Raw genomic sequence first — 12,163 nt, forward strand, 5'->3', positions numbered from 1 at the left:
AATTCAATTTGCTATAATACTTGGCGGACCATGTGATAGTACCTGTGCCCCACAAAATCCTTTTCTCCTACGACCTCAAAACCGGCTTTTTCATACAATTCTTTGGCTTTGGGATTAACCTTGTCAACAATCAATCCTACCCGCGCATTCCCCAGCGCAGCCGCCCGGTCGCACAATGCATGGATCAATTTTCCGGCTATTCCTTTTCCCTGATGCGCCGGATCTACCGCCAGACAATCAATGTAGTATTCCCCGGCCTCGGTTTCGTCTCCAAGCTTGAAATCCGGGTCAGATTTCCGCACGGCGTCCAGGACGGGCTGCCTTAATTCACGCAATTTTGCGCCGTCGTAGCCTGTGATAGCACCAATTACGTTGCCGGCATCCTCAAAAACCAATGTATTTGCATAACTGTATTGATTTCCTTCTTTTTCAAAAAAAGACTCGAAAAACGGTGCGGCTTCGTCGGGATTATCGGTCCGCGCGAAAGTGAGGGCGATATGTCCCATGGCCAGGATAATTAAAGGTGCAGCGGCGGGGGCGTCTTCTGGCTTAGCAGGCCTGATCATAACTGTATCTTTATGTCTATTTTTTGCCGAAAACCTTTCGATTGTTTGATATGATGATCAAAATAAAGTCAGTACTAATCAAAAGACGTCAAGTTTTTAGCATTATTTTACTTTAAAATTGTATTGCCAAACTCCGTTCTTCGCGGTGGCGATTGTATTCGTTTTTCTTTGATTATCAATCCCAAACAAATGAATACTCAAATCTTTTGACTAACTTAATCAATTAACCTTTTTAGTAGCATGTCCCAAAAAATTAATGTTGCGATCGTCGGATTGGGCTTCGGAGCCGAATTCATCCCCATTTACCAGCAACATCCCAATGCCAATATGTACGCGATCTGCCAGCGTACCGAGTCGAAACTCAACGCGGTGGGCGAGCAGTATGGAATCGACGTCCGCTATACCAGTTACGACGATCTTTTGAATGATCCGCTAGTCGATGCGGTGCACATTAACTCCCCGATCCCCAATCACGCCGAGCAGACTTTAAAAGCATTGCGCGCGGGAAAGCATGTGGCTTGTACGGTACCCATGGCGACCAGCGTGGAGGATTGCATTGAAATTGTGAAGGCTACCAAAGAATCGGGCAAAAAATATATGATGATGGAAACCGTGGTGTACGCCCGGGAATTCCTGTTTGTCAAAGAGTTATATGAAAAAGGTGAGCTTGGCAAGGTGCAGTTCCTGAAAGCAAGCCACCAGCAGGACATGGAAGGCTGGCCGGATTACTGGCCTGGATTGCCTCCCATGCATTACGCGACGCATTGCGTTGGCCCCGTGGCTGGTTTGTTAAAGCTTGAAGCTGAATATGTTTCCTGCTTTGGTTCGGGAACGATCAGCGAGGATCTTGCCAAAATTCATAACTCTCCATTTGCAGTAGAATCGGCGCATATCAAGTTTAAAGACAGTGATTTATCTGCTTATGTATATCGCTCGTTGTTCGATGTAGCGCGTCAGTATCGGGAAAGTTTTGAGGTTTACGGAAGCAAAAAGTCATTTGAGTGGCCGCTGATCGAAGGTGAAGATCCGGTGATCCATACTGCTAAGAAGCCGGAACATGAGATTCCTGAAAGAGTAAAAACGCCGGATTATGCACATTATCTGCCTGAAGAAATCCGCGCATTTACGGGTCATGGTGTTTACAATCTGGATGATAATGCGCATTTGTCTTTCGTACAGGGCGGCGGCCACGGCGGTTCACACCCGCATTTGGCGCATGAGTTTATCAGCGCACTGATCGAGGATCGTGATCCGTTTCCAAATGCTTGGCAGTCGGCGAACTGGACGAGTGTCGGGATTTTAGCGCATGAGTCGGCGTTGCAGGGCGGGGCGTTGATTCAGTTGCCGGATTTTAAGAATGTTTGATTTTTGAATTAGTCGAAATAATCTTTTTGAATCATTCAAGAGGAGGTTTGAGATAAATGTTGATGCGGGAATTGTTCCGGTGCGCTGCACCTAAAAATTTATGCTGGTGTCGACCTTTCTACAAGTCTTATGGTGCTCTGCACCCTTTTTAATGCCAGGTGCGGAGCACCATGAAATTTGTAGAATGTAACATGGTTTCTATCATTCATGAGGTGCTGAGCACCGCAAGATTTGTAGAATAATGCTAGTTCAAAAAAATTCACAAGGTGCAGAGCACCGCAAGATTTGTAGAACAACGCTAGTTCAAAACATTCATAAGGTGCAGAGCACCGCAAGATTTGTAGAACAACGCTAGTTCAAAACATTCATAAGGTGCAGAGCACCGCAAGACTTGTAGAATAGTGCTAGTTCAAAAAAATTTACAAGGTGCAGAGCACCGCAAGACTTGTAGAGCTACGCAAGATTTGTAGCACCAAAACAAAACCACACATTATGGCAAATACCTATACACAACTCTATGTGCACATGATCTTTTCTGTGAAAGGTCGCGAAAGTTTGATTCAAAAAGCATGGAAAGACCGGCTGTATGCTTACATCAGCGGGATCATTTCTACAAAAAATTCAAAACCTTTGGCAATTACGGAATACCTGACCACATCCACATTTTCATTGGATATAGCCCAGCAACACCGCTACCCGATTTGGTTGAAGAAATTAAAACATCCTCAAACAAATTCATCAAGGAGAATTTCGGATCGAAAACATTTGCATGGCAGAAGGGATATGGCGCTTTCAGTTACAGCAAATCGCAGATAAGTGCTGTTATCAATTATATCGCAAAACAAGAAGAACATCACAAAACAAAGACCTTCAGAGAAGAGTACATTAAAATGCTGAATGACTTTGAAGTCGAATATAAGGAGAACTATTTATTCGATTTCCAGGAAACTTTGGAATGGATGGATTAAGATTTTAGAGAAATAAACAACCAATATTCAATGAAAACCAAAGCGTTATCCTTTATTCTTGGTATTGTCCTGCTGGGATGTGCCTCGCAGCCGTCGTCGCAAAAAGCGTCGGTGAAAAGCACTTCTTCGAAGGAAGCTGCGAAAGGGCGTCGTCTGGAAATTCTCTTTTTAGGGGATAACGGACATCACAAGCCCGCCGAGCGACTGCCGCAAATCATGGCAGCATTAGGCCCGAAAGGCTTCAACTTTACTTATACCGACAATCTCAACGACCTTAATGCTGAGACATTGAACAAGTACGATGCATTAATGTTATATGCAAACTGGGATTCGATCGCTCCGCCGCAAGCCAAGGCATTGCTGGATTATGTAGCAAGCGGAAAGGGTTTTATCCCCGTGCATTGCGCATCTTACTGTTTCCGTAACAATCCGGAGGTAGTAAAGCTGATGGGCGGCCAGTTCTGGCGACATACTTTTGATACCATTCAACCTGTCTGGACCAAGCCTGACCATCCTGCCATCGCCGGTGTTAAGCCCTTCAAAACCATCGACGAGACTTACCTGCATACGCTATTGCAGCCCGATAACATTGTTTTGACAGAGCGTACCATTCAAAAAGATCAGGAAAAAGATAAGCCTGGCGTGCAGAAAGAACCTTATACCTGGGTCAGAACGCACGGAAAAGGACGCATTTTTTACACCGCGTATGGTCACGACGAGCGTACCTGGGCTGTGCAAGGTTTTCAGGATTTGATTGAAAAAGGGATTTTATGGGCTGTGAATGATGATGCAAAAGCTGCTCTGGCCGCACTTGCTCCAAAACCATTTGAATATCGCGAAGCTAAACTTCCAAACTACGAGCAACGCCCTGGCCCTCAGATGCAGCAACTACCCCTTTCACCGGAGGAATCTGTAAAACACATCCAAATACCGGTTGATTTCACATTAGACGTTTTCGCCCACGAACCTGACGTCATGCACCCGATCGCAATGACCTGGGACGAGCGCGGACGGCTATTTGTATTGATTACCAAAGATTATCCCAACGAAAGAAAAGATACCGGCGGTAGCGACTACATTCTGATTTGCGAGGATACCAATAAAGATGGCAAGGCTGACAAATTCACCAAGTTCTCTGACGATCTGAGTATTCCGACTGGTTTGGTTTTCGCAAATGGCGGATTAATCGTCTCTCAGGCGCCGCATATGTTGTTTTTGCAAGATACCAATGGTGATGACAAAGCGGATGTGAAGAAAATCCTTTTCTCTGGTTTCGGAACTGGTGATACGCATGCTGGTCCTTCTAACCTGCATTATGGGTTTGATAACTGGGTATATGGTTCGGTAGGATATTCAGGATTTAAAGGGAAAGTTGGCAAAAGCGATTCGCTGGATTTTGGCCAGGCACTTTTCCGGTTCAAACCTGATGGTACCGATATGGAGATTGTTGCCAAAACTTCCAATAATACCTGGGGATTGGGTTTCAATGAAGCTGGCGATCTTTTCGGATCTACTGCTAATAACTCGCACGGCTGGTATTCCGCGATCCCAAACCGCTATTTTGGTAAAAGCAAAGTAGATAACGGAAGCCGCAGCACCGACACCCACAAGGATATGCAGCCAATTACGCCAAAAGTGCGTCAGGTGGATGTATTTGGAGGTTTTACTGCCGCAGCCGGCCATAATTTTTACACTGCAAGAGCCTATCCCAAGAAATACTGGAATAGAATAGCCTTCGTTTCCGAGCCAACCGGCCACATCTTGCACCAGAACATTGCCACGAAAAAAGGTACTGATTTCGAAGATGCGCTGGGTTTCAACTTATTGGCTGGTGCCGACGAGTGGGTTGCACCTGTTTTTGCAGAGGTAGGTCCCGACGGCGCAGTTTGGGTAGCCGACTGGTATAGCTACATCATCCAGCATAACCCGACTCCAAAAGGATCAGAAAATGGAAAAGGAAATGCCTATCAAACCGATCTGCGTGATTTTACCCACGGTCGGCTTTACCGCATTGGCTGGAAAAACGCTCCAAAGTATACGCCGATCACATTAAGCAAAGATCGTCCCGACGAACTGGTTGCGACATTGAAAAACAACAACATGCTGTGGCGCAGTCATGCTCAGCGTTTGCTGGTAGAGCGTGGAAACAAAGATGTTGTCCCCAAATTATTGGAATTCGTTAAAGACAAATCCGTTGATGAAATCGGCCTGAATACTGCCGCAATTCACGCACTTTGGACATTGCAGGGCTTGAATGCCATCGGTGATCCGCAGGTTTTGGCAGTAGTGACAGAAGCTTTGAAACATCCATCCAATGATGTTCGCAAAACTGCGGTGCAGGTTCTGCCACGCACTCCGGCCACGGCTCAATCATTGCTGGCTGCGGATGCGCTTCACGACAAAGAGCCGCTGGTAGTCCTGAATGCGCTGCTCGCGTTTTCTGAAATTCCATATACTCCGGAAATTGAAAACGCAGTGCTAGCATTATTGGATTCTTATTCACAAGCTGACGATCGCTGGATGCCAGATGCATTTGCAGCAATCCTGAACTCGCATGACGGTGCATTGCGAAACAAATATCTGGCTCAACGCGCAGGTAAGGCAGGTTCCGCACCAGCTCAAAAGGTGGAAACTGCGAAAGCCATGGATCATTCAACAATGAACCATGACAATCAGGCTGCCGCCAATAAAGTAACGGTTCAAGGTTCCGCGGAATTGGCGATTACGAATATTACCATTGAACCGGCTACACCTTATGTCCGTGAGTATGCGAGAGTTGTGATCGAAATTACCAATCAGGGAAGCGTCGCAGTGCCTAAGGAACTGGTTCCAGTCGTGAATGTTGGAATCAGAAGTCGCGCTTTAAATACCAATTACATCAGCCGTCAGTTGACCAATGGAATTGCTCCCGGCGAAACTGTAAAATTGGTGGAAGGTAACAACGGCCCCTGGAAGTCTGGTTTTGGCTTCGTTTCGGAAGAGGCCGGTAAAGTAACGGTTACGGCTACGGTTGACGTGGACAATGTTGTTCCTGAAAAAGATGAAGTGAAGAACAATACTTTGAGCAAAACATTCGAAGTGAAACGTCTGGACCGTCTGTCTGACTTTGCTTTGGAGCGCGCGTCGAGGGGGTACACTTCCTATGCAAGCGGAGATGATGTGGTTGGATTGATCAAAACAGCAGAAACGCTGGATCCACAAGGTCGAAATGCAATTATCAAAGGCGTACTGGGAGCCTGGAACCCGAAACGCAAGGAAACGCCGAGCGCTGAGAGCCGCAAATTCCTTGCTTCGTTAAAAGGGCAGATCAATGACGACATGTCTAGCAAGCTGACGCCATTTCTTGAATCGTATGGTATCAAAGAAGAAGTGACTACAGATCCAAATGTCCAAGTTGTACAAATCAAGGCAATCCGCGAAGAAATGAAGTTCAGTGTGACTGAATTTAAAGTAATAGCCGGAAAAACCGTCGAGCTGGTTTTCGAAAACCCGGATGCCATGCAGCATAATGTAGTGATTGGCAAACCAAAATCTTACGAGATCATCGGAGCTGCTGCGGATAAAATGATCACTGCGAAAGACGGTGCGGAAAAAAATTATGTACCGAACATTCCACAGATCCTGGCTGCTACTCCTTTGGTAAATCCCGGCCAAACATTCCGTCTGAAATTCGTGGTGCCTGATGTGGTGGGTGATTATCCTTTCGTCTGCACATTCCCGGGCCACTGGCGATTGATGAAAGGGGTAATGACTGTTGTGAAAGAGCAAGCTGTTCTCAGCAAATAATTGTTTTCGAAAATTGCTTTCTAATCCTGGGCGCTAGTACGCGCCCGGGATTATTTGTTTTAAAAGAGCAATTCTGTTCCTATGAAAGTTGTACAGTTTACAATTCCGGTCCCGAAAGAAAGTACAGTTGTAGTGCAGGAAAGCATTCTCCCGCATTATTACAATCACCTGCACCGTCACCGAGAAGTACAAATCGAGTGGGTAATGGAAGGCTCCGGGATCCTCATTGCCGGCAATTACATGCAGCGTTTCGAAAGCGGCGAGGTATACATTATCGGCCCTAATCAATCCCACATTTTCAAAAGCGACGAATCCTATTTTACCGGTACCGAACAAAAGCAGATACATTCCGTTTCCATCTTTTTCGACCCGGCGCATTTATCCCAAAACATTCTGAGCCTGCCCGAAATGACGGGTATCCGAAGGTTTGTAAATGGCCTGCACAACGGATTCCAAATCCCGGGTTCAGATTCGGATATGATCAAGAAATCGATCATGGAAGTCATGCAAACCAAAGAAAGCCAGCGCATTGCATCTTTCATATCCCTGCTGCACCATTTCAGCACCACCCGCGACCTGAAACCCCTCGCAACCAGCAGCAGCGAGCACAGAATTTCAGAAGTAGAAGGTATCCGGATGGACCGGATCTTTCAATACCTGGTCTCGCATTACAAAAAACACATTACCCTCGCCGAAATATCCGAAATCGCAAGCCTGACCCCCCAGGCGTTTTGCCGGTATTTCAAGAAACACACAGACAAAACCTTCATAGGCTTCCTCAACGAAGTAAGGATCAACGAAGCATGTAAAATCATCCTCTCCGGCAAATTCGAAGGTTTTTCGGATGTCAGCTATCAAACGGGGTTTGATAATGTGACTAATTTTAACAGGGTTTTCAAAAAGACGACAGGGTTGTCGCCGCGGGAGTATCAGAAGGGGTTTATTGAGGGATTGGGGTGATCAGCGCCTATCTATTCTCAAATTCGGATTTTGTCTGAAATCCCATATTGACAATATGAAAAGCTGCCTGTGCGTAAATCTGTAAATAATCCCGTAGTGACGAAATGGGAATAGATATGTTCCCCTCCTTTCTGTCTGGCGACCAATACGGGGAAATTGAAGAATCAGCTTGACCCGATAATTAACCTCATTAAGAAGCCATCGGGAATAAACCGTGCTTTGATTTCTTTCTGCATAAAATTCAAGAATGGAACGTATTTCATTTGAGGCCCGGGTGGTCCAAACTATCGTCCGTTTATCCATTCTGACATTTCATGCATTACTTGCTCGTGAGGTATTAAATTACCTTTTTTGATATCATCTTCTGACTTTTCCAGAGACTCAATCATTTCTGCACTTAGCGGATAAGGTTTTTCTTCAAGATTGGATATGAAAATCTCCAACTCCGACAAAATTGATTCGTCTTGAATTTGATTGATTTTGCTGACAATTCTTTCCTTCACTTCCATATCCAGATTTTTTAGTAGCGTACTCTAAATATACATTCTTCATTCTGAAATGACAAAATAGGGTTGGCAATATAGCCGGTGTGACCATCTCCATTTGTGATAAAAATTGCCTTTTTTCATTCAAATCGACCAATTTGCCCTTAACTTGTAATGCATAAATATTCCAACTCAACCTTGCAAAGACACTCAAATCCCTGGCAAATCTGGATCGATACTGGCGGAACCTTCACCGACTGTCTGGCGATTGATCCCCATGGCAAGAAGACAAGAATTAAAGTGCTAAGTTCCAGCTGCCTGCGGGGAAGGATTATAAACAAATTAGGGACAAACGTTTTTGATTTTGAAGCGAAATGGGATTTTGATGACGCGCTTTTGGATGGTTATACTTTTCGGTTGCTGGGGCAGGACGGAAGTTGCAAGATTCTCAATGTTAGTGCTGCTGAACGTAAGCTAACATTGAGTACAGCATTTGAAATCGACGGTCCTGTTGATTTTGAAATAACAACCGGCGAAGAAGCGCCAATACTTGCCGCACGGCTTTTGACGAACACACCTCTAAATCAGCCGCTGCCCCCGATTGAAATGCGGCTTGGAACCACCAAAGGCACCAACGCATTGCTGGAAAGAAAGGGAGCCAAGACGCTTTTGTTGGTTACGAAAGGTTTCAAAGACCTGCTCTACATTGGAAATCAGCAACGACCTTCGCTGTTCCAGCTCAATATTCCCGATCCAAAGTTGCTTTATACCGGGGTGGAGGAAATTCACGAAAGGCTGGACGCCGATGGAAATGTCTTGCATCGACTAGACTTTTCAAATCAGGAATCACATACTGATTATGAGTCAGTAGCTGTCTCGCTTTTGCATTCTTACAAAAACATTGATCACGAGCTCGAAATTGCTGACGCGCTGAGAGAATCCGGAGTTCGCTATGTTTCAGCGTCTTCCAGTCTCTTCCCTTTTTCACATTATCTACGCCGGACGCAAACGGCCGTCGTGAACGCTTATCTGGATCCGATTCTGGACAGATATTTGTCCAATATAAAAAGCCGTTTGCCAGAAGGAAGTCTGAAAGTGATGACCAGTACAGGAAGTCTGGCTGATTTAAGTGGCTTCCGGGCGAAAGATAGTCTGCTGAGCGGCCCGGCAGGCGGCATGATCGCTGCGGCTAATGTCGCCAAAAGGTTAGGATTTCAAAAAGCGATCACTTTCGATATGGGCGGCACGAGTACCGACACGGCATTGATCGATGGCGAACCAGAGCTGAAATATATTACCGAAATTGACTGCATTGAATTCCACAATCCCACACTTGCCATTGAAACGGTTGCGGCGGGTGGGGGATCGGTTTGCTGGTTTGACGGATTTTCATTGCAGGTCGGGCCGGAAAGTGCGGGAGCATCGCCCGGACCAGCCTGTTATGGAGCAGGCGGCCCGCTGACAATCACGGATGTAAACTTGCTTTTAGGAAAACTCGATGCTTCCAAATTTGGCATACCCGTGAACGAAAATACAGCTATCAAGAAGCTTCATGAATTGACCAACTCCATATTTGAAAAAACTGGAAACACACTAACCTCAACCGAATTATTGAAAGGCTTGGAAAGGATCGCCAACGAAAAAATGGCCGATGCAATCCGGAAAATTTCCATAGAAAAAGGCATTAACCCCGCTGAATTCGCATTGATCGCTTTTGGAGGCGCAGGCGGTTTACATGCTTGCCAATTGGCTGAATTGTTGAATATGAATTCAGTAATCATCCCTTACGACGCCGGACTTTTCAGTGCAGTCGGAATTGGAGAGGCATTGGTAAGTACCATCGTTTCCAAGCAAATTTTGCTTCCCTGGAATGATGTACAAGCCCACATTGATATTTGGAAAAATGAATTAACAGTAACTGCAGAAGAATCGCTAAGAACTCAAAATGTCGAAAGTTTTGAAGTCGCTTTTTGCACTTGCTTTCTGCGTTTTGCCGGTCAGGAAAACACGATTGAAATTGACTATAATGGCGAAAATACTATTCCTGATTTTGAAAATGCTTACCGGGCACAATTTGGATATTATCCTAGCAATCTGATAGTTGAGCTTGAAAGTCTTAAACTCAAATTGCAGGAGAAAGGAATTCAATCAAAACTGGAAAATATCAGAAAAGAGGGACAGGAAATTGTCCCAATTAATACATTAACACCCCTACTAACTGATGCGGACTACACATCAGCAAATGTCTACGAATGGGATTTGCTCAAACCCGGCGACCAAATCTCAGGTCCCGGCATTTTGTTAAGCAATACCTCCACTTCCTACATTCCTGAAAATTGGAAATTAATCATTCAGGACAATCAGGATGCCATTATTTTCAAAACACAAGATCATAAGATAGTCAGCGAGCAGCACAGCGAAGCCGTCGCATTGCAGCTTTTTACAAACCGTTTTAAAGCGATTGCTGAGGAAATGGGCGTGCAGTTACAGCGTACCGCTTTCTCCGTCAATGTCAAAGAAAGGCTGGATTTTTCGTGCGCATTGCTCGACGCGGAAGGTGAATTATTGGTCAATGCGCAGCACATTCCGGTGCATTTGGGAAGTATGGGAATTTGTGGCCGGTTGGTGCGGGAAGCGATTGAAATTGGCCCGGGAGATGTTGTGATTACCAATCACCCTAAATATGGCGGTTCACATTTACCGGATATTACACTTATCTCGGGTGTTTTTACAGATGAAAACGCATGCATTGGATACGTCATCAACCGCGCACATCACGCCGAGATCGGTGGAAAAACACCTGGTTCGATGCCGCCGGATGCAACTTGTCTGGCTGAGGAAGGAGTTGTGATCGTACCCCAGTATTTGGTAAAAGCCGGTGAATTTCAGTGGGACGAAATGCGAAAATTATTCTGCGAAGGCCCCTATCCTACCCGATCTTTTGTTTCGAATGAAGCTGATATCATTGCGGCGCTTTCGGCTTTGAGAAAGGGGAGTGAGCAGTTGTTGACATTGGTAAAAACGCATGGTTTGGCCGAGGTTAAGAAATATATGGGTTTACTGAAAGAGAGCGCTATTATTCAGCTAAAAAACGCACTTGAACCCTATCATAACGAGACATTTGAAGCAACTGAATTCCTTGACGACGGGCACCGGATTCAAGTTAAAATTTCAGTTAGTACCGAAAAACAGGTTTTCGATTTTACTGGGACTTCACCAGTCCATCCAAACAATCTAAATGCGAATATATCAATTCTTTATAGTGCTATATTGTATGTTTTAAGATTGCTTGTCAATAAAGAAATTCCATTGAATGATGGGTTAATGAAAAATGTGGAGATCCTCCTGCCGGAAAATAGCTTCCTGCATCCTGATTTTTCTGACGATCCTTTGAAATGTCCGGCAGTTGTTGGCGGAAATACGGAGGTAAGTCAGCGATTGGTAGATACCTTACTAAAAGCATTTCGACTTGCGGCTTGCAGCCAGGGTACCATGAATAATTTTCTTTTCGGGAACACCCAATTTGGCTACTATGAAACAATTGGCGGAGGTACCGGCGCCGGCAATGGTTTTAATGGTCGCTCAGCAGTTCACCAACACATGACCAATACTCGAATTACAGATCCCGAACAGCTGGAACGCAAGTATCCGGTGCGTTTACTGGAATTCGGTATTCGTAAAAATTCGGGCGGACAGGGAAAATTCAACGGCGGCGATGGGATCATCCGGAAAATTCAGTTTCTTGAACCATTGCAGGTGACGCTGCTCGGACAGCACCGAAAAGAGGAGCCTTATGGATTGAATGGCGGCGAAGACGGCGAGTGCGGCGAGCATACCCTCGTTTCTCATGATCATGTGACGGCATTGCCCGGTATATGCAGCCTGGAAGTTCAAAAGGATGATATTCTGATTATTGAAACTCCTGGTGGCGGGGGTTATGGTATTTAAACTAAATGCCACGAATACACGAATGAAGCACCGCAGCGGCGGCCGCGAATGCATTCGTGGACATTCGTGCATCCGTGGCCAAAAA

The 12,163-nt window shown here is 45.4% G+C and carries 7 protein-coding genes and 1 pseudogene; 5 read left to right on the plus strand and 3 right to left on the minus strand.

Annotated features, from left to right (window positions below; translation table 11 throughout):
- Positions 1-11 precede the first annotated feature (11 nt).
- Positions 12-566: a GNAT family N-acetyltransferase gene (locus tag AC1XUF_RS14340; protein ID WP_483342484.1), complete on the minus strand. Its 555-nt coding sequence runs from the start codon at positions 564-566 to the stop codon at positions 12-14.
- A 240-nt stretch (positions 567-806) separates the two neighbouring features.
- On the opposite strand from AC1XUF_RS14340, the gene AC1XUF_RS14345 reads away from it, so the two are divergent.
- The 4 genes and pseudogenes from AC1XUF_RS14345 to AC1XUF_RS14360 all read left to right on the plus strand — a co-directional run bounded on the left by AC1XUF_RS14345 (position 807) and on the right by AC1XUF_RS14360 (position 7,645).
- Positions 807-1,931: a Gfo/Idh/MocA family protein gene (locus AC1XUF_RS14345; protein ID WP_483342485.1), complete on the plus strand. Its 1,125-nt coding sequence runs from the start codon at positions 807-809 to the stop codon at positions 1,929-1,931.
- 492 nt (positions 1,932-2,423) lie between these two features.
- Positions 2,424-2,899 (plus strand): annotated as a pseudogene (gene tnpA / locus AC1XUF_RS14350) (IS200/IS605 family transposase).
- 30 nt (positions 2,900-2,929) lie between these two features.
- Positions 2,930-6,685, plus strand: coding sequence for a PVC-type heme-binding CxxCH protein (locus AC1XUF_RS14355; RefSeq protein WP_483342486.1), 3,756 nt, complete (start codon positions 2,930-2,932; stop codon positions 6,683-6,685).
- An 81-nt stretch (positions 6,686-6,766) separates the two neighbouring features.
- A complete protein-coding gene (locus tag AC1XUF_RS14360; protein WP_483342487.1) occupies positions 6,767-7,645 on the plus strand; it encodes a helix-turn-helix domain-containing protein in 879 nt (292 codons plus the stop codon).
- Here the strand turns inward: AC1XUF_RS14360 and AC1XUF_RS14365 are convergent, their stop codons facing one another.
- Both AC1XUF_RS14365 and AC1XUF_RS14370 read right to left on the minus strand, forming a co-directional pair.
- Complete coding sequence (locus AC1XUF_RS14365; RefSeq protein WP_483342488.1) at positions 7,646-7,948, minus strand: type II toxin-antitoxin system RelE/ParE family toxin; 303 nt, start codon at positions 7,946-7,948, stop codon at positions 7,646-7,648.
- On the minus strand, positions 7,930-8,154 hold the full coding sequence (locus tag AC1XUF_RS14370) for a hypothetical protein (RefSeq protein WP_483342489.1): 225 nt from the start codon (positions 8,152-8,154) through the stop codon (positions 7,930-7,932). Before AC1XUF_RS14370 ends, AC1XUF_RS14365 begins: the two co-directional genes overlap by 19 nt.
- A 174-nt stretch (positions 8,155-8,328) precedes the next feature.
- On the opposite strand from AC1XUF_RS14370, the gene AC1XUF_RS14375 reads away from it, so the two are divergent.
- Positions 8,329-12,078, plus strand: coding sequence for a hydantoinase B/oxoprolinase family protein (locus AC1XUF_RS14375; protein WP_483342490.1), 3,750 nt, complete (start codon positions 8,329-8,331; stop codon positions 12,076-12,078).
- The last annotated feature ends 85 nt before the right edge of the window (positions 12,079-12,163 follow it).

The organism is Dyadobacter sp. HNCC25DJ185, from assembly GCF_056895195.1.

Excerpts from the sequence above, each read along its gene's own strand:
- AC1XUF_RS14340 (WP_483342484.1), bottom strand. The coding sequence starts at position 566 with ATGATCAGGCCTGCTAAGCCAGAAGACGCCCCCGCCGCTGCACCTTTA.
- AC1XUF_RS14345 (WP_483342485.1), top strand. The coding sequence starts at position 807 with ATGTCCCAAAAAATTAATGTTGCGATCGTCGGATTGGGCTTCGGAGCC.
- AC1XUF_RS14355 (WP_483342486.1), top strand. The coding sequence starts at position 2,930 with ATGAAAACCAAAGCGTTATCCTTTATTCTTGGTATTGTCCTGCTGGGA.
- AC1XUF_RS14360 (WP_483342487.1), top strand. The coding sequence starts at position 6,767 with ATGAAAGTTGTACAGTTTACAATTCCGGTCCCGAAAGAAAGTACAGTT.
- AC1XUF_RS14365 (WP_483342488.1), bottom strand. The coding sequence starts at position 7,948 with ATGGATAAACGGACGATAGTTTGGACCACCCGGGCCTCAAATGAAATA.
- AC1XUF_RS14370 (WP_483342489.1), bottom strand. The coding sequence starts at position 8,154 with ATGGAAGTGAAGGAAAGAATTGTCAGCAAAATCAATCAAATTCAAGAC.